Below are 25,645 nucleotides of genomic sequence, written 5' to 3' on the forward strand. Positions count from 1 at the left end.
CTCGCGGAACCTGCCCGATGTCGCGCCGTACCGTTTCCCTCCTGGTCTTCGGGCTGCTGCTGCTGCTGCTGCTGTGGCTAGTACCGGAGGTGCCGCTGCTGGTGTTCGCCGCGGCCCTGGTCGGCGTGTTCCTGCATGGCGGCAGCGACCTGCTGCGGCGGGTGCTGCCGGTGTCGAACGGCATCGGGGTGCTGATCTTCGTGCTGCTGCTGCTGCTGCTGACCGCGGCGTTCGGCTTCCTGGCGGCACGTCCCATGGCCGACCAGTTCAACGAGCTGTGGCAACAGGTGCCGCAGGCGGCGCAGAGCCTGACCCGGCGGCTGGAGCGCTATTCCTGGGGCCAGCAGATCCTGGATAACTTCCGCCCCAGCAATCTGAGCCTGCCGCAGGGCGGCGGCGCCGGCGCGGTGTCGGCGCTGAACGTCACCTTCGGCGCGCTGGGCAACGCCGTGCTGGTGCTGTTTCTCGGGCTGTACTTCGCCATTGATCCGCAGCTCTACCGGCGCGGCATCGAGGCGATGCTGGCGCCGTCCCTCCGCCCCAAGGCCAGCCGGGTTGCCGAGGAAGCGGCGCACACGCTGCGCGGATGGCTCGGGGCGCAGATGATCTCCATGGCCGTGGTGGGCCTGCTGACCGGGCTCGGGCTGTGGCTGGTCGGCGTGCCGCTGGCACCGGTGCTGGGGGTGTTGTCGGCGTTGCTGGCCTTCATCCCCACCATCGGCCCGGTGATGGCGGCGGTGCCGGGGGTGCTGCTCGGCCTGTCGGGCGGGTTCTCCGGCGCCGTCAGCGTGATCGGCGTCTACCTGGCCGTGCAATCGGTGGAGAGCTACCTGATCACGCCCTATGTCCAGAAGCGCTCGGTGGACCTGCCGGAAGCCGCCACCATCATCTCCCTGGTGGCCTTCGGGCTGCTCTACGGCTTTCTCGGCATGCTGCTGGCCACGCCCCTTGCCGCCCTGGTGCTGATGCTGGTGCGCCGCCTCTATGTCGAGGATTACCTGGACCGGGAGTCGGCGGCGGAGCGGCCGGCGCCGCAGGCCTGAGGCGCATGAAAAAAGCCGCCTCACGAAGAGGCGGCGCAGTTTTCATTCAGGGAGGAAACAGAGATACGGCAAATTCCGCATCCCTCACGTTTCCGTGAGGGCGAAAACACCATAAGTCGACCAATCGCGCGGTTGCAAGCAAATTGCGGCTTTTCCGCTCTGGTTGTCCCGACTTTCTTCGCACATCCAGAGCGCGAACCAAATACGCTATTTATATAGAACAAATATAAACTTCTTTGAGCTTCTGAAGACCGCTGCCCTCACCCCGATGGGGATCCGCCACCACGTCATCGCGCCGCGCCCGCAGGCCGGGCCTCAGCGATAGATCACGTGGTAATAAGCGCGGAAGTTCAGAGTGGTGCTGTCGCCCTCCGCCGCCATGTCCGGCGTGAAGGCGGGCGCCACCGCATCGCGGAACACCGCCAGGGAGGCCGAATCGAGCCAGCGCGAGCCGGAGGAACTGATCACCCGCACCGAGGCAACCCGGCCGCTCCGCTCAACGGTCACCCGCATCACCGTGACGCCTTCCTCGCCGGCCTGGGCGGCCTGCGCGGGATAATGGCCGCGCCGCTGCGCCCAGGCCGCCAAGGTCCGGTACCAGTCGGTGTCGGGACGAACGCCGGACACGTATTCCAGCGGACTGGCCGGCTGGGCCGGCGGACGCGGCCCCTGCGAGCGCTGCGGCACCGGCCCGATCGCCAGATCCACGCCTCCTCCCCCACCCCCCGGCGGCGGCCGGCGCGATGGCGGCGCCAGCGCGATGGGCGGTGCCTGGCTGAGATCGGTGGTGCCCGGAAAAGGCGCAGCGCGGCGCGGCGGCGCCTCTGGCCGTTGCGGTCGCGGCGGCTGCGGGTTCAATTGCAACGGCGTCGGCGCCGCCAGCTCGACCGGCGGCAGCTCGGCCGGGGTCGCCTCAGGGGATGCCTCCGGGGCAGGTTCGGGCGGTGGCGGCAACGCGGCTTCCGGTGCGGCTTCCGCCGGCGGCGGCGCGGCAGGCGGTGCGGCGGCCTCGGGCGGCGGCTCGGCCGGCGGCAGTGGCTCCGGCTCCGGCTCCGGCGGCGCCTCGGCCACCACGGCCGGCGGCGGCGGCACCGGCGGGGTGGCAGGCAGCGGCGGCAGCGGCTCCGTGTTCTCCGGGTCGGGCAGTTCGGTGGGGGTTTCGCCGGGCGGCGCGGGGGCGGCAGGCGGCTGCTCGGGTGCGTCCGGCGTCCCGGCCGGCGGCGTGTCCTGCATCGTTTCGAACACCACCGGCACCTCCACCGGGCCGCCGGGGGGCTGCATCTCGCGCGGCTCGGTCCAGCGCAGCAGCGCCAACAGCAGCGCGGCGTGCAGCGCCAGCGACACCCAGGCGCCGGGCCGGCGCCAGATCGGCCGCTCCGGCCGGCCCATCGCGCGCAGGCGGCGGCCGAGTTCAGGAAGCAGGCGGGGACGCGGTGGCAACTGGCTGCAAGATCCCGGAACAGAAACGCCGCGCCCCCGGGGCCGGCGGACATGGCCCGCCGATGGTCACGCTGGCCCCTGCATAGGCCTTTCATGCGCGGGGGAACAGGCCGGATGCTTTTCGTCACGGGCCGATCCGCTGTACATGCGGGGGATCATGACCGTGCTCGCCATCCGCGACCTGACCATCCGCATCGCCGGCCGCCCCCTGCTGGAAGGGGCCGAGCTGATGATCGACCCTGGCCGCAAGGTCGGCCTGGTCGGCCGCAACGGCGCCGGCAAATCCACCCTGCTGCGCGCCATCACCGGGCAATTGCAGCCGGATGGCGGGGAGATCCGCCTCGCCGCCCGCGCCCGCATGACCCATGTGGCGCAGGAAGCGCCGGGCGGGAGCGCCAACCTGCTGGACACCGTGCTGGCCGCCGACACCGAGCGCGCCGCCCTGCTCGCCGCCCTGGAGACGGAGGCGGACGGCGCCAGGCTGGCCGAGATCCACGAGCGGCTGATCGCGATCCGCGCCGACAGCGCGCCCTCCCGCGCCGCCGTGGTGCTGGCCGGCCTCGGCTTCGACGCCGAGGCGCAGGCGCGGCCAGTGGGGGAGTTCTCCGGCGGCTGGCGGATGCGCGTGGCGCTGGCCCAGGCGCTGTTCCTGGAACCCGACATCCTGCTGCTGGACGAGCCCACCAACCACCTCGACCTCGAGGCCACCCTCTGGCTGGAAGGCTGGCTGGCGCGGTTTTCCGGCGCCGCCATCGTGGTCAGCCATGATCGCGGGCTGTTACAGCGCTGCGTCGACGCCATCGCCCATCTCGACCGGCAGAAGATCGCCTTCTATCCCGGCGGCTACGACAATTTCGTGCGCATCCGCACGGAACGCGCCGCCCAGCTCGCCGCCCAGGCCGAGAAGGTGGCGGCGCAGCGCGCCCATATGCAGTCCTTCGTGGACCGCTTCCGCGCCAAGGCCACCAAGGCGCGGCAGGCGCAATCCCGGCTGAAGGCCCTGGAAAAGCTGCCCACCATCGAGACGGTGGTGGAGGACGCACCGACCCGCTTCAACTTCCCCGAGCCGTCCGAGCTGGCGCCGCCTATCGTCGGCCTGTCGCGCGTCAGCATCGGCTATGACGGCCGGCCGATCCTGCGCAACCTCGACCTGCGGCTGGACCAGGAGGACCGCATCGCGCTGCTCGGCGCCAATGGCAACGGCAAGTCGACGCTGGCCAAGCTGCTGGCCGGGCGGATGGCGCCCATGGGTGGCGAGATGCATCGCGACCGCCGCCTCAAGGTCGGCTATTTCGCGCAGCACCAGGCTGAGGAGCTGGATCTCTCCGGAACGCCGCTGTCGCACATGCAGCACGCCCTCGGCATCAAGGCGACGGAAACCCAGTGCCGCGCCCAGCTCGCCCGCTTCGGCCTCGATGAGGAACGCGCCACCACGAAGATCGGCGCGCTCTCGGGCGGCGAGAAGGCACGGCTGCTGCTGGCGCTTTGCACGCGCGACGCGCCGCACCTGCTGATCCTCGACGAGCCGACCAACCACCTCGACATCGACGCGCGCGACGCGCTGGTGAAGGCCCTGGCCGGCTTCGGCGGCGCCGTGGTGCTGATCACCCACGATCCCGACATGGTGACGCTGGTGGCCGACCGGCTGCTGCTGGTGGCCGATGGCGGCGTGGCGCCCTTCGACGGCGACCTCGACGATTACCGCGCGCACCTGGCCGAGCGCGCCCGCGCCGCCCGCGCCGGCGCCGGGACCGCCGAGGCGGGCGCCACCCGACGCGATGAGCGGCGCGGGCGGGCCGAGAACCGCCAAGCCCTCGCCCCGCTGCGCCAGCGCGTCGCCAAGGTGGAGGCGGAGATGGCGAAGCTGCAAAAGGAAGCCGCGCTGCTGGAGCGCAAGCTCGGCGACCCGGACACCTATGCCCGCTTCAAGGCGGAGGACATCGCCTGGGCCACCCAGCGCCAGGGGCTGATCGCCAAGCAGGTGGCGGCGCTGGAGGAGGAATGGCTGGAACTGCAGGAAAAGCTCGAGACCGCCTGAGCCGGCCGCGCCGCAAGCCCGCCGGGCCTCCCGCCGGATTATTCCCCCGCTGCCCCGTCCGACTCCCCATCCGGCAGCCGCGCCAGCAATCCGAGCAGCGCGGCGCCGCTGCCCGACTTGCGGCAGCAGGGCTGCACGGCGAAGGCCGGCGCAATGTTCCCGGCGCCGAAGCCGGGGGTGAACACGAATCGGCAGCCGGCGCCGATCAGCGCCTCCGCCACGGGCTAGGAGGGCTGGCCGTGCAGGTCGAGGTCCAGCACCGCGCTCCCGAACTCCGCGGAACGGTCACGAACAAAGCGCACCGCCTGCGCCACATGTCCCACCGGGCCCATCACCGTGGCGCCGGCCGCCTGCAGCAGCCCGAGGATGTTCCGCGCGATCAGGTAGTCATCCTCCACACCAGGATGCGGCGGTCGCGCAGCACCGCCGCCGCCGGCGTCATGCCGCCTCCGCCAGCGGCATCTCGATGACGCAGCGCACGCCATCCGGGCCGAAGCTCAGCTCGGTCCGGGCGTCCAGGCTGTAGGACAGCGCCCGCTCGATCAGTTCCCGCGCGTAGCCGCTGCGGTTGGGCGGCGCGGTGATCGGCACGCCGTTTTCCTGCCACAGCAGCACCAGGCAGCGGCCGCCCTCCGGCACCGCGCGGATGAACCATTCCACCCGCAGCCGGCCGCCGGGATGCACCAGCGCGCCGTGCTTCACCGCGTTGGTGGTCAGTTCGTGCAGCACCAGCGCCACGATCTGCACATGCTCCATGTTGAGCGGCACCGGCGGCCCTGCCACGCGGATCCGCTCATCCGCCGGCACGGCGAAGGCATGCAGCTCCGCCCGCACGATCTCGCCGAGGTCGATGCTGCGCTGCGCGGCATGGGCGATCAGGCTCTGCACGCGTCCCAGCGTGGCGAGGCGCTGCTGAAAGGTATCCATGCGCTCGTCATCGTTCAGGGTCCGCTGCGCGACCGACTGCACCACGCCCAGCAGGTTGCGCGTGCGGTGCTGCAACTCGGCCACCAGCAGGCGCTGCCGCGCTTCCGCGCGGGTCAGGCTGGTCACATCCATCACCGTGACGATGACGCCCTCGGGGCGCCGCTCGCTGTTGAGATAGGGCGTCATGCGCAGCAGGTAGTGGACCTGCCCGCTGCCGTCGTCGACCCGCCGCTCCACCGGCTGGCCGGACGCCATCACCGCGCCCAGTTCCTGGCCGAAACTCGCCAGGCTGAAGCGCTGCGACAAATCGGTGATCGGCCGGCCGCGATCGCCCGGCAGCATGTTGAACACGCGCGACGCGGCCGGCGTGAAGCTGCGGATGCGCAGGTCGCGGTCCAGGAAGAGGGTGGCCACGTCGGTGCTGTTGAACAGGTTCTGCAGGTCGGTGTTGGCCCGGTCCAGCGCGTCGACCTTGTTGTTCAGGTCGGCGTTGACGGTATGCAGCTCCTCGTTCACCGATTGCAGCTCCTCCTTTGAGGCTTCCAGCTCCTCATTGGTGGATTGCAGTTCCTCATTCACCGAGATCAGCTCCTCGTTGGAGGATTTCAGCTCCTCCAGCGCCGTCTCGTATTCCTCGATCAGCGATTGCAGCCGCTCGCGGGTTTCGCGCAGCTCATGCTCCAGGTGCAGCGTGGCGCCATCCTGCAGGGCGTGGCTGCGGCCGGCGACTTCCGCGCGGCTCAGCGTCGGCCCCTCATCAGCGAACAACACCAGGAACAGCGGCTCGCCCTCGTCGCGCTCGCGCAGCGGCTCGGCGAACAGCGTGACCATCTGCACGCGGCCATCGTCCCCATCCACCGCCACGCCTTCCCGGGTCACGGTGCGGCCGCTTTCCAGCGCCTCGCGGAACACCGTGCGCAGCTCAAGCCGCAGCCCCTTGCGCGCCATCGCCAGCAGCTGACGGTTGGGCAGGCCCGGCGCCGGCTCCAGGTACTTGCCGGTGCGGCCGGAATAATACACCACGTCGCCTTCGTGGTTCACCACCACATAGGCCGGCGCGAAGCGGTCCAGCACCTGCGCTTCCACGCTTTGCCGCAGCGCCAGGCCGCTCAGCCCCGGCCGCCGCGGCTTCCCGGCCACCTGCCCCGGCCGCAGCGCGTGCACCGAGAGCGGCAGGCGGATGCCGCTGCCGCTGCCGGCCCGGCGGCGGAAGATGCGCTGCTTCTTGTCGAGCGGGCTGAACAGCTCGTCGAACTGGCTGATGTTCTCGGAGGTGCCGAGAAACAGGAACCCGTCCGGCCGCAGCGCGTAGTGGAAGGTCGGGATGACCTGGCTCTGCACCTCGGCGCCGAAATAGATCAGCAGGTTGCGGCAGGAGATCAGGTCCATGCGCGAGAACGGCGGATCGCGGATCACGCTGTGCGGCGAAAAGATGCACAGGTCGCGCACCTCCTTGCTCAGCAGGAAGCTGCCATTGTCGGGAATGAAGAAGCGTCGCCGCCGCTCGTCCGACACGCCTTCCAGCATGGCCCCTGGATAGCGCGCGGCACGCGCCACGCCGAGCGCCCGGTCGTCGATGTCGGTGGCGAAGATCTGTACCCGCGGCACCGCGTTCAGCCGGTCCATCTCCTCGCGCAGCAGGATGCCGAGCGAGAACACCTCCTCCCCCGTCGCGCAGCCCGGCACCCAGACGCGCACCGTGTCCTCGGTGCCGCGCCCCTCGAACAGCTTCGGGACCACCGTGTCGGCCAGCCGGCCGAACGCGTCCTCGTCGCGAAAGAAACTGGTGACGTTGATCAGCAGGTCGCGGAACAGCGCGCCGACCTCCTGCGGATCCTGCCGCAGCTTCTCCAGATAGCCGTTCAGGCTGTTGAGCTGGCTGACCTTCCTGCGGCGCTGCACCCGCCGCAGGAAGGTGTTGGTCTTGTAGCCGGCGAAATCATGGCCGATCTGGTTGCGCAGGATGGCATAGATCTCACGCCGCGCTTCCTTCGCCGCCTCGCCGTCGCGCGAGCGGCGCGAATCCGTCGCCATGTGGTCCAGCAGCCGCTGCGACCGGGCGAACTCCACGATCCGCCCGCCCATCTGGTCGGCCGGCAGCGCAAAATCGACCAGCCCGGTGGAGATCGCGGTTTGGGGCATGGCCGGATGCTCCGGCCCGTGTCCATCAGGCACCTGCGCCAGGGTCAGCCCGCCGCGCTCCTTGATCGCCTTGATGCCCAGCGTGCCGTCGCCATCGCCGCCCGACAGCACCACGCCCACCGTGCTCTCGCCCTGGTCCACCGCCAGGGCGCTGAAGAAGATGTCGATCGGCTTGCGGTGGCGCCGGCCGGGTTCCGGCTGACGGATCACCAGGCGCTGCCCCTCGATGGACAGGATGGCGTCGGCCGGCAGTACGTAGACGTGATCGGGCTCCACCTGCGCGCCATCGGCGGCCACCTGCACCGGCATCCGCGTGTACCGGCCGACGATCTCGTGCAGCAGGCTCTTCCGGCCGGGGCTGAGATGCGTGACCACCACGAAGGCCACGCCCGGCTGCTCCGGCACGCCCTGGAAGAAGCCTTCCAGCGCCTACACCCCGCCGGCCGAGGCGCCGATCCCGACGATGGGAAAGCTGTTGCCCGGGATCAGATCCATCGCCGGCGCCCGGCGCCGGCCGCGCCCAGGCGCCAGGCTGCCGCGGCAGCAGGCCGGGCATCGGCACCGGCGTTGCCGGCCGATACCCGTGACGCTGCTGGGTTGGAACCGTACCGGCTTCGCATGCGGCAACCCTATCCTTTACGCTGGCCCGGTAGAGCGCAGTTCGCTGCCCAGTGTTGCCCGCCGACGGCAGCGCGGCATCACGTGCGCGCGAGCATCGGGGCTGGCCCATCGCGCCTCAGTCGATCACCCGCAGCGTGTCCAGCTGCACCTCGCCATCCGGGCCGGTGAACACCGGGCCGTCGCTTCCCTGCTGCACCCCGTCGATGCGCCGGTCCCCGGTGTCATAGGTGGCGCGCCGGCCGTCGCGCTCCACCACCAGCCGCCGCTGCCCGGCGAACACGGCGTAGCGCAGCCCGTTCTGTCCGCCGCTGGCGGAAGCCTGGCCCAGCTCCCGCGGCCACAAGGCCTCGCCCTGCATCGATGTCAGCGGTTCCATGGGCTTCATCGGTTCCATGCGGCGGCACTCCGGCAAGCAGTTGATGCAGCTGCAACGTCGCCGGCAGCCCGCGGTCGCCTCACGGTTCCGTCAGGGAACCGGCGCCGGCAGGCCGGATCCGGCGGGGGGACGCCGGGGCGCGGCCGCTTGATCCGGCGGCATCTTGGCGGCAGCCTGCCGCGATGCGCCGCCGCTTCCTGATCGCCCTGCCGCCCCTCGCGGCCCCGGCCGTCCTCCTGGCCACCCTCGCGCCCGCCAGCCGCGCCGGGGCGCGATTGCCGCCGCAGCCGGGCGAACCGGCGGCCGAGGCGCTGCTCGAACGGCTGCGGCGCGGCGGGCTGGTGCTGTTCATCCGCCATGCCGACACCGGCGGCCAGCCCTGCGACCGCAGCTTCCGCCTCGGCGAGCGGGAGGGGCAGCGCAACCTGTCCCCGGCCGGGCAAGGGCAGGCGCGCGCGCTGGGCGCCCGCCTCGCCGCGCTGGGCATCCCGCTGCAATGGCCGGTGCTGGCCGGCCCGGTGTTCCGTGCCCGCGACACGGCGGAACTGGCCTTAGGGGCGGAACGGGTGCGGATCGAGGACGGGCTGGTCGCCGATGACTATGCCGGGGCGCGGCTCGGCTGGTCGCTGGAACAGCACCGCCGCCTGTTCGGCACGCCGCCGGCACCCGGGCTGAACCGGGTGCTGGTTGGGCATCGCGGCCCGGCGCAGATGATCCTGGGCGATGCGGTGCGCGGCACCCGCCTGCCGGAAGCCGGGGTGCTGGTGCTGGAGCCGCGCCGCGCCGGGGCCGCCGGGGAGAACGGGCGGGAGGGCTTCCGGCTGCTCGGTATCCTGCAGGCCGTGCCGGCGCTGAACGGCGGAAATCCCGGCTGCGGCGGATGAGCGCGGTTCCGCCCGAATGGGATGGCAGCTTCCGCGACCAGCTGGCGGCCCTGTTCCGCTGGCGGCGCGACGTGCGCCATTTCACGCCCCGCCCAGTGCCGGAAGCGCGGCTGCTGGCGCTGCTGGAGCTGGCCAATCTGGCCCCCTCGGTCGGGCTCAGCCAGCCCTGGCGCTTCGTGCTGGTGGAGGACCCGGCCCGCCGCGCCGCGATCCGCGCCAGCTTCCGCCGCAGCAATCAGGCCGCGCTGGCGGCGCAGCAACCCGACCGCGCCGCGCTGTATGCCCGGCTGAAGCTGGAAGGGCTGGACCAGGCGCCCTGCCAGCTCGCCCTGTTCGCCCTGCCCGAGCCCGGCCAGGGCCACGGCCTCGGCCGCGCCTCCATGCCGGAAACCACCAGCTATTCGGCGGTGATGGCGCTGCACACGCTGTGGCTGGCGGCGCGGGCCGAGGGCATCGGGCTGGGCTGGGTGTCGATCCTGGAGCCAGCAGCGGTGCGGGCCGCGCTGGAGGTACCGACGGACTGGCAGCTGGTGGGCTACTTCTGCCTCGGCTATCCGGCGGGGGAGCACAGCCTGCCGGAGCTGGAGCGGGCGGGCTGGGAACATCGCCGTCCCGGCTCGGAGCAGGTGCTGCGGCGCTGAGCCTTGCGTGCGCGGCCTTCAAATCCCGGCCTCGGCCGGCGTCTCCCGGCAACAATTGCCCAGCTTGGGTGTTGCCCTTCGGGAAGCCGCCCTTTTGGCGGCCCGTGACGAGGGAGTTGTACCATGCCGCTGATCCTGTGGTTTCTGGGTGTGCCGGGCCTGATCGTGATCCTGCTCTGGATCACCGGCATCATCGGCTTCTGATGATCCGCCGCGGCTGCTTCGGCACCGCGAACACCGATCGCGCCTGCGCCTCCTCCGATGCGATGCGGGCGGTGATCGGCCCGCGGCGGCTGAAGCGGCCCGGGGCTCATGACGGCGTCGGCGACACCTGGTTCCACCGGGCGTCGCCGGCGGATAGCCGCCCTGCCGCGTCCGACAACGGTGTGCCCGCCGCCTTCGCCGCGTCGCACCCGGCCGCGACCGGATCATGACACCCACGCCCCCGGCGCCTGCCGCGCGAGCCGGACGGCAACAGCATCGAGGCGGTGACGCACGGCGCGGAACAGCCGGCCATCCTCTTGACGGGCCGCGGCCGGGGCGCGACCTCGGCAGCAACAACCTGTGAGGAACGCGCCCGCCATGCTTCGCCGCCACCTGATCGCCGCCGCGCCGCTGCTGGCGCTGCCCGCCCTCATCGGCCCCGCCCGCGCCCAGGGGGCTGCGCAAGGCCTGGCGCAGAAGCCTGCCCCCGGCAACCCGCTGCGGCTGATCGTGCCGGCCCCTCCGGGCGGCCCCACCGACATCCTGGCCCGGCTGCTGGCGGAAAAGGCCGCGCCGGCGCTCGGCCGCGCGGTGGTGGTGGAGAACCGCGCCGGGGCCGGCGGCATCATCGGCACCGAGGCGGCGGCGCGCGCCGCGCCGGATGGCGACACGGTGGTGCTCGGCCACAACCAGACCCATGCCGGCAACCAGGCGATGCTGGCGCGCCTGCCCTACCACGTGGTGGACAGCTTCACCCCCGTGGCCAAGCTGGCCACCGTGCACCATGCGCTGGTGGTGCCGGCGAATTCCCCCGCGCAGGACATGGCCGGGCTGATCGCGCGCGGGCGGCAGGGCAAGCTGAGCTACGCCTCCTCCCAGGCTGGCTCGGCCTCGCACGTGATCGCCGAAACGCTGGTGCGGCGGGAAAAGCTGGACGCGACGCACATCCCCTATCGCGGCGCCGCGCCGGCGGCGACCGACACCATGGCCGGCATCGTCGATTTCTACATCGCGACCTTTCCGTCCGTCGCCCCGCTGGTGCGGGACGGCAAGCTGCGCGCCCTGGAGATCGGCGCGCCGAACCGCCTGAACGACTTCCCCGATGTGCCGACGGCGGCCGAGGCGGGGGTGCCCTACCTCGCCGTGGATGCCTGGTTCGGCCTGTTCGCCCCGGCCGGAACGCCGCCCGCCACGGTGGAGGCGATCGCCCGGGCCATGCTGGACGCGATGAGCGAGCCGGCCTCGGAGGAGCGGCTGCTGGCCGCCGGCTTCACCGCCGCTCCCTTGCCGCCCGCCCCCTTCGCCGCCTTCCAGCGCGAGGAGGTGGCGCGCTGGGCCGAGATGATCCGCCTCACCGGCGTCACCATGGAAGGCTGAGGCCGGCGGGGCGCGGGCGGAGGCGGCTCAGCCGCCCAGCTGCGACAGGGCGAAGGCGACGAGCAGCCCCAGCACCACCAGCAGGCCGGTGCCATTGTGCTCGTCCGCCACCGCCTCGGGGATCATGGTGTCGGCGATCATGGTCAGCAGGGCGCCCGCCGCCACTGCGTTGACGGAGGCCAGCAGGGCCGGCGGCGCGTCGCCCAGCAGCGCCGCGCCCGCCAGCGCCGCCAGCGCGGACAGCGCGGCGATCCCGGCCCACAACCCCAGCACATAGCCCCGGCCGCGCCCGGCCCGGCGCATTCCCACCGCGCTGGACAGCCCTTCCGGAAAGTTCGACAGGAAGATCGCGGCCAGCATCGGCAGGCTGACTTGGCCGCCGCTCAGCAGCCCGACCCCCAGCACCACCGATTCTGGAATCCCGTCCAGCAGCGAGCCGACCACAATGGCCATGCCGCCGCTGCCCTCCTGCCCCTCCTTCGCTCCACCCGCCGGCTGCCGGTCCGAGCGCTTGCGGTGGCGCCCGCCGCTCCGCGCCACCAGGATGTTCGCCACCGTGTAGGCCACGGAGCCCGCCAGGGCGCCGCCGGCCACCGGCCACAGCCCGCCCTGCTCGAACCCGTCCTCGATCAGGTTATACGCCACGGCCGAGATCAGCACGCCGCAGCCGAAGGCCATGATGCCGGCGGTGACACGCCGCGGCAGCCGCACCAGAAAGGCCAGCGCCGCGCCCAGCACCAGCGAGGACGCGCCGAGCAGCCCCCAGATCCCCGCCTGAAGCGCCACCGGCAGGCTTTGCAGCATGCAACCGTTCCTGTTCCCGACATCCGCGACCCTGCGTCGTCCCGCCGCAACGTCCTGCGCCGCGGCAGGGTTCCAGCGCCACCGCGGCATCCGGCCGCCGCTGCCGCCCCGGCCGCAGGGCAGACCCGAATTCCGGTCGCTTACCGGACCGTGCCGCTCAGGCTAGGAACGGCCGGAACAGGATGGGATCAGCATCATGGCAGCGATGGATGGGGTCACAACGGCGCCCGGGCTCCGCACGGGGGCGCCGCATCCCGGCATGGGGTTCCGCGAATTCGTGGCGATCATCGCCGCCATGATGATGGCCAACGCGCTGGCGATCGATTCCATGCTGCCGGCGCTGCCGGAGATCGGCCACGCCCTCGGCACCACCACCGACAACCAGCGGCAATGGATCATCACCGCCTACCTGCTGGGCTTCGGCGGGGCGCAGATCCTCTACGGCCCCCTGGCGGACCGGTTCGGCCGCAAGCCGGTGCTGCTGGCCGGCCTCGGCATCTATGCCCTGGCCAGCCTGGTGGCGATGGCGAGCGGCGCCTTCGGCATCATGCTGGCGGCCCGCGCGGTGCAGGGCGTCGGCGCCGCCGCCACCCGCGTGCTGGCGGTGTCGATCGTCCGGGATTGTTATTCGGGGCGGAAGATGGCGCAGGTGATGTCGCTGGCCTTTATCGTGTTCCTGGCGGTTCCGGTGGTGGCGCCGACGCTGGGGCAACTGATCATGCTGGTGGCGCCGTGGCGCTTCATCTTCCTGTTTCTGGCGCTGTTCGGCGCCGCCGCCGCCCTGTGGGTGCTGCTGCGCCTGCCGGAAACCCTGCACCCCGCCGACCGCATGCCGATCGCGCCCGGCCGGGTCGCCGCCGCCTTCCGCTTCGCGCTGAGCAACCGCTTGGCGGTGGGCTACATGCTGGCCATGGCGCTGATGATGGGCAGCCTGTTCGGCTTCATCAACTCGGCGCAGCAGGTCTTCGCCGACACCTTCCGGGCGCCGCACCTGTTCACCACGGTGTTCGCCGGCATCGCCGTCGCCATGGCGGCGGCCTCCATGCTGAATGCCCGTCTGGTCGGCCGCTTCGGCAGCCGCCGCATCTCGCATGGCGCGCTGCTCGGCTATATCGGCTTCGCCGTGCTGCATGCCGCCCTGGCCCTGTCCGGCCATGAGGAGCTCTGGAGCTTCGCCCTGCTGCAGGCAGCGATGATGTTCTGCTTCGGCCTGACCGGCCCCAATTTCGGCGCCATGGCGATGGAGCCGCTGGGCCACATCGCCGGCACCGCCTCCGCCGTGCAGGGCTTCGTCACCACCTTCGGCGGCGCGCTGATCGGCTTCTTCATCGGCCAGCAATTCGACGGCACCACCGCGCCGCTGATGCTGGGCTTCGCCGCCTGCGGCCTGCTGGCGCTGGGCATGGTGCTGTTCGCCGAGCGCGGCCAGCTGTTCCGCCCGCGCCAGGCCGGCTGATCGGACAGCGCCGCAGGGCGCGCCGCGCGCGGCTTAGGCCAGCAGCAGCCCGGCCAGGGCGCCGCCGCCCAGCAGCCACAGCGGATGCGGCTTCAGCAGCAGCATCAGCAGGGCCGCGGCGGCGGCGATCCCGGCCAAGGCCGGGCGCGTCGCCGTGGCCTCGGTGATCAGCACGGCGCTGGCCGCCACCAGCCCCACCGTCATCGGCACCAGCCCGGCCTGCACCACCCGCCGCCACGGCCGGTCGCGGAACCGCTTCCACAGCCCCAGCACGGCGGCGGTCAGCAGCGAGGACGGGCCGAACTTGGCGGCCGAGGCCACCAGCAGCCCGCTCCATCCCGCCACATGCCAGCCAACCAGCGGCACCACCATCATGTTCGGCCCCGGCGCCGCCTGCGCCAGGGCGAACAGCGCGGCGAAATCCTGCGCGCTCATCCAGCCATGCACCTGCACCACCTGGCGCTGCATCTCCGGCAGGATGGTGTTGCCGCCGCCAAAGGCCAGCAGCGACAATTGGGTGAAGATCAGCGCCAGCGCCACCAGCGTGTTCATCGGCCGCGCCACCCCACCGCCAGCACGCTGAGCGGCGCCAGCACGGCCATGCAGGGCAGCAGCGGCAGCCGCAGCAGCGCGATGGCCAGCACGCACAGCCCAACAATGCCGAGCGCCACCGGCTGGCGGCGCAGCGGCGCCAGCATCTTCAGCGCCATGGCCACCAGCAGCCCGGCGGCGGCGGCGGCCAGCCCGGCGAACAATCCCTGCACCCGCGGGTCGTCGCGGAACTGATCATACACCACGCCCAGCGCCACCACCGCCGCGGTCGGCCCCAGGATCAGCCCCAGCAGCGCCGACACCGCGCCGGCGGCGCCGCGGAACTCCAGCCCCACCGCCACCGACAGGTTGATGATGTTGCCGCCGGGCAGGAACTGGCACAGCCCCAGCAGGTCGGTGAACTCGGCCGGGCTCAGCCAGCGCCGCCGCTCCACGATCATGTGCCGCGCCAGGGGCAGCACGCCGCCGAAGCCGGTCAGCCCCAACCCCAGGAAGCCGGCGAACAGCGCGCCGCAGCCCGGCGGCGCGGCGCGGGGGGCCGCGGGCGGCGGGCCGGCATCGGCGGAAGCGGGAGCTGTCATGCGGAAAGGTTCCTCCGGTGGCACTGCGGCAGGGATGCGCCGGGCCGGCCCCGAAGCCAAGGGCGGCGGGCTCAGCCGGCGCGGCGGAACAGCAGCGTCAAATTGTCGGCCGGCATCGCCACCGCCTCCGGCGGGCCGAAGCCGGTGGCGGCGGCCAGCTCCGCCACCGCCTCCACCTCCCGCAGCCCCCAGGCGGGATCGCGCCGGCGCAGATCGGCGTCAAAGGCGGCGTTGCCCGGCTCCATCGGCCGGCCGCGCCGGCGATACGGCCCGTACAGCGCCAGCAGCCCGCCGGCCGGCAGCACCCGCGCCGCCCCGGCCACCAGGCCCTGGGCCGCGGCCCAGGGGGCGATGTGGATCATGTTGATGCACAGCACCGCATCGGCCCGGGCCACCGGCCATCCGGCGGCGGCGGCATCGAGCGGCAGGGCGGGCAGCACGTTCGGCAGCCCGGCACACCAGGCATCGATGCTGGCGCGGTTCGCGTCGTCCCGTTCCGTCGGCTGCCAGCGCAGTCCGGGCAGCGCGGCGGCGAGATGCGCCACATGCTCCCCCGTGCCACTGGCCACTTCCAGCACCAGCCCCCCGGCCGGCAGATGCGGCCGGAGCGCCCGCAGGATCGGCTCGCGGTTGCGCAGCGCGGAGGGGGCGGAGCGGCGCGGATCGTCGGGCATGCCGGCTTCATCGCACGCGCCACGCCCGGAGGCCACCGGAAGCAGGCGCCGGGAGCAGGCGCCGGAAAAGAAAACCCGGTCGGAACGGCCGTTCCGGTGGCGGGTGCGCGGTCCCGTACCGACAAACCACGATCCATCCTCCACAGATGCATCATTGCCCACTGCGACCGTTCGGCGCGGGTGACTGAGAGTAGCTCGTGCTCCCGCCGACACCTTTGTCGCAGGAGCCTCGATGGCCTTCTCCGCCGAAACCACCTCCACCCCACCGCGCAACCGCCTCCTCGCGCTTCTGCCGCCGGAGGATTTCGCGGTGCTGCGCCCCCGGCTGCACAACGTGGAGCTTTCGCTCCGCCAGATCGTGCATGAGCCGAACAAGCCGATCGACTATGTCTACTTCCCGGAGAGAGGCTGGCTGTCCATGCTGGCCTACTTGGAGGATGGCGACGCCGCCGAGGTCGGGCTGATCGGCAAGGAGGGCATGGCCGGACTTCCCGTGCTGCTCGGCGGCGACAACGACGATCTGGAAGCCATGGTGCAGGCGCCCGGCACCGCCCTGCGAATGGAAACGGCGGCGTTCCGCGACGCGCTGGAGCGCCTGCCCGCCTTCCGCACGCTGCTGCTCCGCCATGCGCTGGTGCATCACGGGCAGGTGGCCCGCACGGCGGCCTGCAATGGGCGCCACCAGACCGATCAGCGCTTGGCCCGCTGGCTGCTGATGGCGCATGACCGGGCCGAGGGCGACGAGTTCCCGATGACCCACGAGTTCCTGTCCATGATGCTCGGGTTGCGTCGGGCCGGGGTCACGGTAGCAGCGGGTCTGCTGCAGAAGGCGGGCTTCATCCGCTACGAGCGGGGCCGCATCGAGGTCACGGACCGGCCGGGTCTCGAGAGTGTGGCCTGCGAGTGCTACGGCATCGTCCGGCGCGACCGGGACCGGCTGCTCGGCAAGCCGTCGGGATGGCGGGATACCTACCGGCACTGAAGCCGCGGCGTCGAACAGGCGCTTCCCGCCTGTTCCAGCGCCGATCGGGCTTTCGCCCGAGAAACAGCGGCCGGTGGAAGCACCCGGCGGGAGCACCCAGGGGAACACCCGGGCGGACTACCCAGCGGGAGCACCGGGGGGACGCATGCGGCCCATGCGGCGGGGGGCGGTGGCGATCCCGCTCCCCCTTTGCTATACGCCCCCTGCATCCGCCGGCCCACGCTTCGGCGGCGAGAGGGATTCTGTGCAGATGGCGCGTCGCCGGCAGCTCTATGAAGGCAAGGCCAAGGTTCTGTTCGAGGGACCGGAGCCCGGCACGCTGGTTCAATACTTCAAGGACGACGCGACCTCCGGCAACGGCACCAAGAAGGGTGTGATCACCGGCAAGGGCGTGCTGAACAACCGCATCAGCGAATACCTGATGACGCGGCTGACCGAGATGGGCGTGCCCACCCACTTCATCCGCCGCCTCAACATGCGCGAGCAGCTGATCCGCGAGGTGGAGATCATTCCGCTGGAGCTGGTGGTGCGCAACGTCGCCGCCGGCTCGCTCTCCACCCGGCTCGGGCTCAAGGAAGGCACCCGCCTGCCCCGCTCAATCATCGAGTATTACTACAAGAACGACCAGCTCCAGGACCCGATGGTGTCGGAGGAGCACATCACCTGCTTCGGCTGGGCCTCCACCCAGGACCTGGACGACATGGTGGCCCTCGCCCTGCGCATCAACGACTTCCTGAGCGGCCTGTTCCTCGGCGTCGGCATCGTGCTGGTGGACTTCAAGATCGAGTTCGGCCGGCTGTACGAGAATGACGAGATGCGCATCGTGCTGGCCGACGAGATCAGCCCCGACAATTGCCGTCTGTGGGACGTCAACACCGGCGAGAAGATGGACAAGGACCGCTTCCGCCGCGACCTCGGCAAGGTCGAGGAAGGCTACCAGGAAGTGGCGCGGCGCCTGGGCATCCTGCCGGAGGCCGGCGCGCGCGACATGAAGGGCCCGGAGGCCATGCAGTGAAAGGCCATGCAGTGATGCGCAAAGCGATCGTGACCGTGATGCCCAAGGCGGGCGTGCTGGACCCGCAGGGCAAGGCCATCGGCCACGCCCTCGGCACGCTGGGCTTCGCCGGCGTGGGCGAGGTGCGCACCGGCAAGATCATCGAGCTGGAGCTGACCGAAACCGATCCCGCCGCGGCCAAGGCCCAGGCCGAGGAGATGGCCCGCCGCCTGCTGGCCAACACGGTGATCGAGAGCTTCCGGGTCGAGCTGGCCTGAGCCGGGCGCCCGGCCGCTGGTCCCCCGCGCCATGATCCCCCTGCCATGATCAAGGCTTCCCTGCTGCTGATGGTGCTGCTGACCGTGCTGATCGGCATGGGGCTGCGCTGGCGGCAGGACCGGCTGCCGCAGGTGACGGCCGCGCGGCGCGGGCCGCGCCCGGGGCTGATGGCGCGCGGCAAGGCGCGCATCGACCTGTGGATCACCGCCGCCGCCATCGCCTCGCTCATCTCGCTGCTGATGATGGGCGGGCTGCACTGGATCCGCGTCTGGCTCGGCCATGGCTGAGCCGCTTTTCCCGCCGCGCTGAGGACCCGCCCCGCCATGAACGCCGTTATCCTGCTCTTTCCCGGCACCAACCGCGAGCGCGACATGGCCATCGCGCTGGAGAAGGCGACCGGCCGCAGGCCCACCATCCTGTTCCATGCCGAAACCGGCCTGCCCGCCGGCACCGACCTGGTGGTGCTGCCGGGCGGCTTCAGCCATGGCGATTACCTGCGCTGCGGCGCCATGGCGGCGCGCTCGCCGATCATGCCGGCGGTGGCGGAATTCGCGGCCAAGGGCGGGCACATCCTCGGCGTCTGCAACGGCTTCCAGATCCTGACCGAGGCCGGGCTGCTGCCGGGCGCTCTGCTGCGCAACGCCTCGCTGCGCTTCCTGTCAATGGATTGCCACCTGCGGGTGGAGACGGCCTCCTCCCCCTTCACCAGCCACTGGCAGAAGCACGCCATCTTCCGCGCGCCCATGGCGCATGGCGATGGCAACTACTTCGCCGACGACAACACGCTGGACCGGCTGGAAGCGGAGGACCGCGTCGCCTTCCGCTACGTCACGCCGGCGGGCGAGCCGACCGGCGCGGCCAACCGCAACGGGGCCTGCCGCAACATCGCCGGCATCCTGTCGGAGAACCGGCGCATCCTCGGCATGATGCCGCATCCGGAAGATCTGGTGGATTCGCTGATGGGCGGAACCGACGGCCTGCCGCTGTTCGAAAGCATCGCGGCCAGCCTCGCCACGGCCTGAGGCGGCGCACCGCACCCCAAAAGCGGTACCGCGCCCCCGTTTTGGGGCACCGCGTTCTTCATCGACGCGGCCCGCACCCGGCCCCGCTCTCGGGGGAGAGCAGAAGCCGGGAGGGTATCCCGCGATGGTTGTGCCATCGGGGACAACACAACCATAAGGCTCCGGGCGGGTCGGAAACAATCCGTCACCTACCGCCCGCACTTCGCTTTTTCGTGAGCGCTTCGGTCAGCGTGACGCCCGGTACAGCTTCTGGGCGATCTCCATCATCTCCTCCGGCGCGTAATCCGGGGTGAAGGCGGAAGGAATGCCGCTGAGCTGGTGAATCTTGCCGCCTTCCGGCATGCCGTCCACCACCGTCAGCTCGCCCGGCGGATCGCCCGGCAGGGCCTGCTCGCCATGGCCCCAGATCCCGGCGATCTCCTTGTAGTCGTTCGGGCTCCAGGTATAGAGCCGGCGGTGCGAGCCTTCCTGCAGGTACTTCTGGCATTCCGGAATGTTGCCGAGCGGGATGTTCGGCGTCGGCAGGAACTTCTCCAGCTCCACCCCGGTGATCTGCTTCAGCGCCAGCGCATAGGCATGCGCGTGCACCGAGCCGCGCACCAGCAGGTAGCCGCACACCTCGCGCCCGGTCGGGTCGGTCAGCGTCTCGTACACCCGCAGCTTGTGCAGCCGCGCGCCGCATTCCAGGTGGAAATTGTGCAGCAGGTCGACGATCACATTGCCCGTGGTGGTCACCATGTCGGCGTTCCACGACATGGAATTGCTGTTCACCGGCAGGGCGCCGCCGCCGGCCGAGGCGAAGGAGGCAAAGGAGCGGATGTCCTTCATCGCCTCGAACGGCGCGCCGGAGATGTCGCCGCCCGGGCCAACATCGGCATCGTGGTCCGGCCCGTTCGCCAGCATGGAGACGCCGTTGCTGACCAGCTCGACATGGCCCAGCTCCTCGGCGGTGATCGAGGCGACCAGGCTGTAGAACGGGCGCAGCTTGTCCTTGGAACGGAAGTTGAAGCTCTGGAACATGTAGTTCCCGAGGGTCGACATCTCGCCATACTTGCCGCCGAGCAGCTCCTGCAGGGCCGCCGCGGCGTTGGGGTCCGGCCGCTTGGGTGCCGGCAGCTCAGCCTGCAGCTTGTCGATCCGCATGAACATGGTCGGGTCTCCGTGGGATGTATTGTGGGGGGTGGCGAAGCGTGAACGGTGCCGCGAGCAGCCGGGTTGCGGGTGAAAAAGATTTGCAATCAAGCATATGGCCGAGCCAGCGCTTGCACCGCTGAACCTTCCGCCGCTTCCCGCGTTGCTCCGGCATCACCCAGGGAGCCTTGCCCGATGCCGCAGAAGACCGTGTCCGACCTGTCCCAGCGCATGCGCGAGATCGATGTCTGCATGCTCAACACCCACACCGAGGGCGGCGCCATCGCCTCCCGCCCGATGAGCAACAACAAGGACGTCGACTACAACGGCCAGTCCTTCTACTTCTCCTACGGCGATGCCCGGACCATCTCGGACCTGGAAAGCAACCCCCAGGTCACGCTGTCCTTCCAGGGGCCGAAGCGCTTCGCCATCGCGATCGAGGGCCGCGCCGAGCTGATCCGCGACAAGGCCGCATTCCGCGAGCACTGGACCCCCGAGCTGGACAAGTGGTTCGACCAGGGCATCGACACCCCCGGCATCGTGCTGATCCGCGTCGAGGCCGAGCGCATCCACTACTGGGACGGCACCGAGCAGGGCGAGCTGACCCCCTGAGCCACGACCCGGCGCCCCCCCCCGGGCGCGCCGGACCCCCGCCCGCCGGCCCGCGCGGCCGGCGCCGCGGCGCTGAACAGCCCGCGGCTTCGCTGAGCGTCCCGCCGGCTCCACCCCGGGCCGGGCACGCCCCATTCCGCCTTCCCCCGGAGCCTCCCCCCCCATGACCCAAGATGTTCCGTCCCGCCGCGACCTGGTGCGCGGACTGGCCGCCGGAAGCCTCGCCGCCGGCACCCTGGCCACCGCCGCGGCCCCCGCCGCTGCGCAGCAGGCCCCGCAGCAGCCCGCCCCGGATGCCGGCGCGGCGCCCGCCCTGAGCAATCCGCGCGACCGCTTCCCCAAGCCGCCCTTCCCCAACCAGAGCCAGCCCTGGCCCGCCCTCCAATCGCGCATGACGCCCGTGCCGGATTGCGGCGAAACCTCCTACAAGGGCTCGGGCCGCCTGGCCGGCCGCCGCGCCCTGATCACCGGCGGCGATTCCGGCATCGGCCGCGCCGCCGCCATCGCCTATGCGCGCGAGGGTGCGGACGTCGCCATCAACTACCTCCCCGCCGAGCAGCCCGACGCCGAGGACGTGGCGAAGCTGATCCGCGAGGCCGGCCGCAAGGCGGTGCTGATCCCCGGCGACCTGCGCGAGGAGGCCTTCTGCGCCCGCCTGGTGGAGGAAGCGCGGCAGCAGCTCGGCGGCCTCGACATCCTGGTCAGCAACGCCGCCTACCAGCACGCGCAGCAGAACCTGGCCGACATCTCCACCGAGCAACTCGACCAGACCCTGAAAACCAATGTCTACGCCATGTTCTGGATCACCAAGGCGGCGCTGCCGCACCTGCCCGAGGGCAGCGCGATCATCGTCACCTCCTCGATCAATGCTGACCGGCCGTCGCAATACATCCTGGACTACGCCTGCACCAAGGCGGCCAACGAGGCTTTCGTGCGCGGCCTGGCCAAGCAGGTGGTGGAGAAGGGCATCCGCGTGAACGGCGTCGCCCCTGGCCCGTTCTGGACCCCGCTGCAGGTCGCCGGCGGCCAGACCGAGCAGGGGCTGAAGCAATTCGGCTCCACCACGCCGATGGGGCGCCCCGGCCAGCCGGTGGAGCTGGCCTCGGTCTATGTGGAGCTGGCGGCGGCCTCCTCCTCCTACACCACCGGCCAGATCTACGGCCAGACCGGCGGCGTCGGCTGGCCGTGAGGCGGCGGCTCGCTACCCCAGGGCGCGGCCGCCCGGCCGCCTAGCAGCGCCGAGGCGGTTCTCCCCGCCCGCCATCATCGGCGAACAGCCGCTGAGCGGCGCGGCGGCTGATGCCGTAGCATTCGCAGGCGGCGCCCTCCAATCCGGGCCGGTCGGTGATGACGATGCGGCCGCGCTCGTAGCGGATCAGCCCCGCCCGTTGCAGCGTGCCCGCCGCCACCGTGACGCCGGCGCGGCGCGCGCCCAGCATCAGCGCCATGAACTCATGCGTCATGGCGAACTCGTCGCCATGGGCGCGGTCATGCGCCATCAGCAGCCAGCGTGCCAGGCGCTGATCGGTGTGGTGGCGCCCGTTGCAGGCGCCGGTCCGCGCCACCTGCGCGTGCAGGGCCAAAACGTAGCGCATCAGCACCTGGCGCAGTGGCGGATCTTCCTCGATGGCGGGCCGCAACACCTCGGATGGCAGGCTGTAGGCGGTGCCCGGGCTCTGCACCATTGCCTCCAGATCGTCGCGGTCGGCACCCAGCGCCACAGGCAGCCCGACCAGCCCCTCGGAGCCGATCAGCCCCACCTCCGCCGCGTTGCCATCCTCCAGCACTGCCAGCATCGAGACCCAGCCGCATTCCGGAAAATACACTGTGTCGACCGGGACGTCGGACTGGTGCAGGCTTCGCCGCATCAGCAATGCGACCGGCCGCGGCGCCGGCACCAACCGCTCCAGGCTGCGGGGCGGCAACGCCGGCAGCAGCCGGTTTGCGGGGGGATGAGAAGCATCGATCGGCGCCATGGCGGCCTCCGGGGCGTGCAAACGGGTGGCGAGGGCGAAAACCTTCCCTCAGTCACCCGTGCCGGGAGCCTGACGAATAATACAGACCAGCCTAGTGCGTCTCAGGCACCTTTGTCTGCCGCGCATCATCGGGCGACATCACAAATCGATTTCCGTCGAGTAACAGTTTTTCCAGCGTCTGCATCAGGCCCCGCAGCGAATACGGCTTCGCCAGCACCGGCGCGTCTTCATGCTGCTCCAACTCCGCAAACTCGCCGAGCCCGGTGGTGAACACGTAAGGCACGCCGCATTTCCGCAGCGCGTCAGCCACCACGATCCCGTTTTCGCGCCCCAGCCGGAGGTCCAGCACCGCCGCGCTCACGCCGCCATCCAGCATTGCGACATCCAGCAGCCCCAGCGCATCCCGCACCGAGACCGCCGGTCCCAGCACCATGGCACCCGCATCGGTCAGCACATCTTCCAACATCATGCTGACCACGAACTCATCCTCCACAACGAGGATCCGTTTCCCATTCAGCATCTGCGCCCTCCGCATAACAGGAGTTGCCCGATGGTCAGGACCCCCCAGCGCTAGGCGCCTTACGGCGACGATGCAGTCCGCTTTCGTACGCCTTTTGGGGAATGTTTGCTTTTCACGCGACGCTTCCCGCCACGGTGCAAGATCGAAAAGCCATATCTACCGGAGGATGCTTTGCCGTGTGCCTGAGTGCCGCGGCGCAGGCTTCACGGCAACATGGACCCGCCCCCGCAAACCCGCCGGACGCCGCGGCGAATCCTGTGGAACCCTGCCACCGCTCACGCCAGAACCGGCTGGCCATCGCAACAGGCCGGATCAGCGGCCAGGACAGCTTCCGCCCTGCCCGTTACACGGACCGCATCGGCTCGATCGCCCTGATCCTCGCCCACGGCGATCCCGGTGAAACGGGGTTCGGCAGCCAGTCCGGCTATGCCAACTGCGGCGCATCCCCCACCGAGGAAGCCCCGCCCAACATCATCTTGGCGGATGGCGGCTGGCCCTGGGGTCGAGACCGTCACGCCAGCCTGCGGCTCAACTCCGACATCGTCCGCGACGCCGTCGCGGTTCCGCCGCCCGGCATCGCCGCCCTGGCCCAGGGCCGCATCCTCGATGGGACCTGAGCCGCGCGGGGCGGGCGGCGGCCGGCCGCCGCCCGCCCCTTCTCAGGAATTGGTGCGCCCGGTCTGGTCCGGATTCACCCCGCCCTGGGCGGTGGTGTCGTTCATCGTGTCGCCCTCATCCGTGTTCTCGCCCTGCAGCACCTCCGGATCGGTGCCGCGCCCGAACACGCCCTTGGACGAGCCGATGCCGGGATTGCGCTCCAGGTCGTCGGGCGGCCGGGGCGTGTCCTGCATCAGCCCCTCCTCCCGCTCCTCGCTGCCCATTCCGCCTTTCGCATGCTTCGAGCTGGTCATTCTGCTCCTCCTCTGCTGGGGGCAGAAAGGAAACCAGGAAAGGGCGGGGGCGGTTGCGGCAAGGGCGGCGGTCGTCATGCCTCACCGGCGGCAAGATGGCTTTGGCCGACAGCAACTTGACTGTTTGCCGCGCAGGATGGGCCAGCTAGGTTTCCGGCATGAAGCACGATCCCCCTGAGCGGCCGCTGGCTTCGTCGTCCTGGACCGGGCTTCCGGAAGAAGTCTCCAGCCCCTTCGGCGGCCCGCACCCGCTTCCGCAGCCACAGGGGCGGCGTGATCAGGCGGCCATGGCCTTGCTGCTCTTCCTGCTGGGCGTCGCGCTCTACGTCGGGTGGTGGTTCACCCTGAGCTTCCATTCGCCGCTTGTTCCCGACGCGGCGAGCGCCCACACGGAAGCCCTGAGCATGATCGGACGGTCGGCGTTGAAATTCTACGTCACGACGTTCGAGGCGATGGTGGCGCTCCTGCTGCTCCTGCTCGCCTTCGCGCTGCCCGGCTTCTATCTGGCCTGGTGCGCCTCTCGCCGGCGGCCACAGGATAAACACGAAACTGAACGGAGCAGGCGAGCTGCAGCCATGCAACGGCGCCGCCATGCCGCGTCCTGGCGTCACCTGTCTCGCCTCCTGGACGCCTTGGAATGTGCAGACATGGGCCGCCCATCCCCAGCCTGTCGGAAAAGCAGCAGGCTGAGTTGGAGGCCGGGGAGGTTGATCTTCTGAAGCCTGTTGGAAAGGCGCGAACGCGGAGCGGCATGACGATCAACAACACCAACGGGATGCCCAGGCCGGGTCGAAGATGGGCATCAGAAACTACCTGATCGAAGGCGTGTCGGGGACTGGCAAGACCTCCGTCGCGACCGAGCTCGAGCGGGGGGGCTATCACGTCATTCATGGCGATCGCGAACTGGCCTACAAGGGCGATCCCCGGACAGGCGAACCGCTGGATGAGACTGCCTTGAAGCAGGCGGGTTCAGATGCCGCGTTCGGGCATGAACACCACATCTGGAACACGCGGACAGTCGCAGACCTCATCGCGGATCGAAGCCACCCGATCTCGTTCTTCTGTGGTGGATCGAGGAATTTCGATCAGTTTATTGCTCTGTTTGATCAGGTCTTTGTTCTCACCGTGGACTCAGCCACGCTGAACCTCCGGCTCTCCAGCAGGCCGGAAGACGAGTTTGGTGGAAACCCATCCGAGCAGGAGCTCATCGCAAGACGTCACGCATCACAGGGCGACGTTCCAGAGCAAGGGCTGAGGATCGACGCGAACGCTCCTCTCCTCAGCGTCGTCGATCACATCCTCAGGGAATGCTGCAAGGTCGACCAACGATCCTCCAGGCCTGCGCAACGCTGATCAGGGCGTCAAAGGCCTCGACGCACCTTTCCGGGGGCCTGTTTCCGGCCAGTCGGCTGACAAGCGGCCCGATCTCATTCCACCCGTCCCGGTCTTCATCCATGC

30 protein-coding genes are annotated in these 25,645 nt (G+C 70.7%); 17 read left to right on the plus strand and 13 right to left on the minus strand.

Translation table 11 applies throughout. The features are described 5' to 3' along the window. The first annotated feature begins 17 nt into the window (after positions 1-17). The gene (locus D2K64_RS09380; protein WP_120008075.1) at positions 18-1,043 is read left to right on the plus strand and encodes an AI-2E family transporter; all 1,026 of its coding nucleotides are present in this window, start codon (positions 18-20) and stop codon (positions 1,041-1,043) included. 315 nt (positions 1,044-1,358) lie between these two features. Here the strand turns inward: D2K64_RS09380 and D2K64_RS25930 are convergent, their stop codons facing one another. After that, the gene (locus tag D2K64_RS25930) at positions 1,359-2,483 is read right to left on the minus strand and encodes an energy transducer TonB (protein ID WP_157985791.1); all 1,125 of its coding nucleotides are present in this window, start codon (positions 2,481-2,483) and stop codon (positions 1,359-1,361) included. A 157-nt stretch (positions 2,484-2,640) separates the two neighbouring features. On the opposite strand from D2K64_RS25930, the gene D2K64_RS09390 reads away from it, so the two are divergent. Next, on the plus strand, positions 2,641-4,521 hold the full coding sequence (locus D2K64_RS09390) for an ABC-F family ATP-binding cassette domain-containing protein (RefSeq protein ID WP_120008130.1): 1,881 nt from the start codon (positions 2,641-2,643) through the stop codon (positions 4,519-4,521). Between the two features lie 38 nt (positions 4,522-4,559). Here the strand turns inward: D2K64_RS09390 and D2K64_RS09395 are convergent, their stop codons facing one another. The 4 genes from D2K64_RS09395 to D2K64_RS09405 form a co-directional block, all read right to left on the minus strand. Next, positions 4,560-4,742, minus strand: a complete 183-nt coding sequence (locus tag D2K64_RS09395) for a hypothetical protein (protein ID WP_120008077.1) — start codon at positions 4,740-4,742, stop codon at positions 4,560-4,562. A 3-nt stretch (positions 4,743-4,745) separates the two neighbouring features. After that, positions 4,746-4,919, minus strand: coding sequence for a response regulator (locus D2K64_RS24340; protein WP_157985792.1), 174 nt, complete (start codon positions 4,917-4,919; stop codon positions 4,746-4,748). Positions 4,920-4,959: 40 nt separating this feature from the next. Continuing rightward, positions 4,960-8,016, minus strand: coding sequence for a CheR family methyltransferase (locus D2K64_RS09400; RefSeq protein ID WP_274379297.1), 3,057 nt, complete (start codon positions 8,014-8,016; stop codon positions 4,960-4,962). A 310-nt stretch (positions 8,017-8,326) separates the two neighbouring features. Continuing rightward, entirely contained in the window at positions 8,327-8,587 is a 261-nt protein-coding gene (locus D2K64_RS09405; protein WP_202910601.1) for a hypothetical protein, read from the minus strand. Positions 8,588-8,769: 182 nt separating this feature from the next. Here D2K64_RS09405 and D2K64_RS09410 point away from each other — a divergent pair, with 182 nt between their 5' ends. The 4 genes from D2K64_RS09410 (at position 8,770) to D2K64_RS09425 (ending at position 11,693) form a co-directional block, all read left to right on the plus strand. Further along, positions 8,770-9,471 carry a histidine phosphatase family protein gene (locus tag D2K64_RS09410; protein ID WP_120008079.1) on the plus strand — a complete coding sequence of 234 codons (702 nt, stop codon included), beginning with the start codon at positions 8,770-8,772 and terminating at the stop codon, positions 9,469-9,471. Continuing rightward, entirely contained in the window at positions 9,468-10,112 is a 645-nt protein-coding gene (gene bluB, locus D2K64_RS09415) for a 5,6-dimethylbenzimidazole synthase (RefSeq protein ID WP_120008080.1), read from the plus strand. The genes D2K64_RS09410 and bluB overlap by 4 nt, the downstream gene beginning before the upstream one ends. Positions 10,113-10,315: 203 nt before the next feature. Continuing rightward, positions 10,316-10,546 carry a hypothetical protein gene (locus D2K64_RS09420; RefSeq protein WP_120008081.1) on the plus strand — a complete coding sequence of 77 codons (231 nt, stop codon included), beginning with the start codon at positions 10,316-10,318 and terminating at the stop codon, positions 10,544-10,546. A 148-nt stretch (positions 10,547-10,694) separates the two neighbouring features. Beyond that, positions 10,695-11,693 carry a Bug family tripartite tricarboxylate transporter substrate binding protein gene (locus D2K64_RS09425; RefSeq protein ID WP_120008082.1) on the plus strand — a complete coding sequence of 333 codons (999 nt, stop codon included), beginning with the start codon at positions 10,695-10,697 and terminating at the stop codon, positions 11,691-11,693. 27 nt (positions 11,694-11,720) lie between these two features. On the opposite strand, the gene D2K64_RS09430 is transcribed toward D2K64_RS09425, so the two are convergent. Further along, positions 11,721-12,497 carry a ZIP family metal transporter gene (locus D2K64_RS09430; protein WP_202910602.1) on the minus strand — a complete coding sequence of 259 codons (777 nt, stop codon included), beginning with the start codon at positions 12,495-12,497 and terminating at the stop codon, positions 11,721-11,723. Positions 12,498-12,693: 196 nt separating this feature from the next. On the opposite strand from D2K64_RS09430, the gene D2K64_RS09435 reads away from it, so the two are divergent. Beyond that, positions 12,694-13,953: a multidrug effflux MFS transporter gene (locus D2K64_RS09435; RefSeq protein WP_238384105.1), complete on the plus strand. Its 1,260-nt coding sequence runs from the start codon at positions 12,694-12,696 to the stop codon at positions 13,951-13,953. A 33-nt stretch (positions 13,954-13,986) separates the two neighbouring features. On the opposite strand, the gene D2K64_RS09440 is transcribed toward D2K64_RS09435, so the two are convergent. The 3 genes from D2K64_RS09440 to D2K64_RS09450 all read right to left on the minus strand — a co-directional run bounded on the left by D2K64_RS09440 (position 13,987) and on the right by D2K64_RS09450 (position 15,760). Beyond that, positions 13,987-14,505, minus strand: coding sequence for a chromate transporter (locus tag D2K64_RS09440; RefSeq protein ID WP_120008133.1), 519 nt, complete (start codon positions 14,503-14,505; stop codon positions 13,987-13,989). Continuing rightward, complete coding sequence (locus D2K64_RS09445; RefSeq protein ID WP_120008083.1) at positions 14,502-15,086, minus strand: chromate transporter; 585 nt, start codon at positions 15,084-15,086, stop codon at positions 14,502-14,504. The genes D2K64_RS09440 and D2K64_RS09445 overlap by 4 nt, the downstream gene beginning before the upstream one ends. A 71-nt stretch (positions 15,087-15,157) precedes the next feature. After that, on the minus strand, positions 15,158-15,760 hold the full coding sequence (locus tag D2K64_RS09450; protein ID WP_120008134.1) for a DUF938 domain-containing protein: 603 nt from the start codon (positions 15,758-15,760) through the stop codon (positions 15,158-15,160). 232 nt (positions 15,761-15,992) lie between these two features. On the opposite strand from D2K64_RS09450, the gene D2K64_RS09455 reads away from it, so the two are divergent. The 5 genes from D2K64_RS09455 to purQ all read left to right on the plus strand — a co-directional run bounded on the left by D2K64_RS09455 (position 15,993) and on the right by purQ (position 19,037). Beyond that, entirely contained in the window at positions 15,993-16,742 is a 750-nt protein-coding gene (locus tag D2K64_RS09455; protein WP_120008084.1) for a Crp/Fnr family transcriptional regulator, read from the plus strand. A gap of 250 nt (positions 16,743-16,992) precedes the next feature. Next, a complete protein-coding gene (gene purC / locus D2K64_RS09460) occupies positions 16,993-17,757 on the plus strand; it encodes a phosphoribosylaminoimidazolesuccinocarboxamide synthase (RefSeq protein WP_120008085.1) in 765 nt (254 codons plus the stop codon). A 14-nt stretch (positions 17,758-17,771) separates the two neighbouring features. Beyond that, a complete protein-coding gene (purS, locus tag D2K64_RS09465) occupies positions 17,772-18,014 on the plus strand; it encodes a phosphoribosylformylglycinamidine synthase subunit PurS (protein ID WP_120008086.1) in 243 nt (80 codons plus the stop codon). A gap of 45 nt (positions 18,015-18,059) precedes the next feature. After that, positions 18,060-18,302 (plus strand): hypothetical protein, encoded by a 243-nt coding sequence (locus tag D2K64_RS09470; protein WP_120008087.1) that lies wholly within the window; start codon positions 18,060-18,062, stop codon positions 18,300-18,302. Positions 18,303-18,338: 36 nt separating this feature from the next. Continuing rightward, complete coding sequence (gene purQ / locus D2K64_RS09475) at positions 18,339-19,037, plus strand: phosphoribosylformylglycinamidine synthase subunit PurQ (RefSeq protein WP_120008088.1); 699 nt, start codon at positions 18,339-18,341, stop codon at positions 19,035-19,037. 225 nt (positions 19,038-19,262) lie between these two features. Here the strand turns inward: purQ and D2K64_RS09480 are convergent, their stop codons facing one another. Then, positions 19,263-20,186: a manganese catalase family protein gene (locus tag D2K64_RS09480; RefSeq protein WP_120008089.1), complete on the minus strand. Its 924-nt coding sequence runs from the start codon at positions 20,184-20,186 to the stop codon at positions 19,263-19,265. Between the two features lie 177 nt (positions 20,187-20,363). Here D2K64_RS09480 and D2K64_RS09485 point away from each other — a divergent pair, with 177 nt between their 5' ends. Together D2K64_RS09485 and D2K64_RS09490 are read left to right on the plus strand one after the other, a co-directional pair. Further along, positions 20,364-20,780 carry a pyridoxamine 5'-phosphate oxidase family protein gene (locus tag D2K64_RS09485; protein ID WP_120008090.1) on the plus strand — a complete coding sequence of 139 codons (417 nt, stop codon included), beginning with the start codon at positions 20,364-20,366 and terminating at the stop codon, positions 20,778-20,780. A 163-nt stretch (positions 20,781-20,943) separates the two neighbouring features. Then, positions 20,944-21,969 carry an SDR family oxidoreductase gene (locus D2K64_RS09490; RefSeq protein ID WP_120008091.1) on the plus strand — a complete coding sequence of 342 codons (1,026 nt, stop codon included), beginning with the start codon at positions 20,944-20,946 and terminating at the stop codon, positions 21,967-21,969. A gap of 40 nt (positions 21,970-22,009) precedes the next feature. On the opposite strand, the gene D2K64_RS09495 is transcribed toward D2K64_RS09490, so the two are convergent. Together D2K64_RS09495 and D2K64_RS09500 are read right to left on the minus strand one after the other, a co-directional pair. Next, the gene (locus D2K64_RS09495; protein WP_120008092.1) at positions 22,010-22,756 is read right to left on the minus strand and encodes a Crp/Fnr family transcriptional regulator; all 747 of its coding nucleotides are present in this window, start codon (positions 22,754-22,756) and stop codon (positions 22,010-22,012) included. A gap of 91 nt (positions 22,757-22,847) precedes the next feature. Then, complete coding sequence (locus D2K64_RS09500; RefSeq protein WP_162306170.1) at positions 22,848-23,276, minus strand: response regulator; 429 nt, start codon at positions 23,274-23,276, stop codon at positions 22,848-22,850. A gap of 257 nt (positions 23,277-23,533) precedes the next feature. On the opposite strand from D2K64_RS09500, the gene D2K64_RS09505 reads away from it, so the two are divergent. Further along, positions 23,534-23,893: a hypothetical protein gene (locus D2K64_RS09505; protein WP_120008094.1), complete on the plus strand. Its 360-nt coding sequence runs from the start codon at positions 23,534-23,536 to the stop codon at positions 23,891-23,893. 42 nt (positions 23,894-23,935) lie between these two features. Here D2K64_RS09505 and D2K64_RS09510 read toward each other — a convergent pair whose 3' ends face one another. Next, a complete protein-coding gene (locus D2K64_RS09510) occupies positions 23,936-24,187 on the minus strand; it encodes a hypothetical protein (RefSeq protein ID WP_238384106.1) in 252 nt (83 codons plus the stop codon). A gap of 158 nt (positions 24,188-24,345) precedes the next feature. Here D2K64_RS09510 and D2K64_RS09515 point away from each other — a divergent pair, with 158 nt between their 5' ends. Both D2K64_RS09515 and D2K64_RS09520 read left to right on the plus strand, forming a co-directional pair. Beyond that, the gene (locus D2K64_RS09515) at positions 24,346-24,906 is read left to right on the plus strand and encodes a hypothetical protein (RefSeq protein WP_120008095.1); all 561 of its coding nucleotides are present in this window, start codon (positions 24,346-24,348) and stop codon (positions 24,904-24,906) included. 76 nt (positions 24,907-24,982) lie between these two features. Beyond that, positions 24,983-25,540, plus strand: a complete 558-nt coding sequence (locus D2K64_RS09520) for a DEAD/DEAH box helicase family protein (protein ID WP_120008096.1) — start codon at positions 24,983-24,985, stop codon at positions 25,538-25,540. Positions 25,541-25,645: the final 105 nt, after the last annotated feature.

The organism is Teichococcus vastitatis (assembly GCF_003604215.1).
GTDB lineage: Bacteria > Pseudomonadota > Alphaproteobacteria > Acetobacterales > Acetobacteraceae > Pseudoroseomonas > Pseudoroseomonas vastitatis.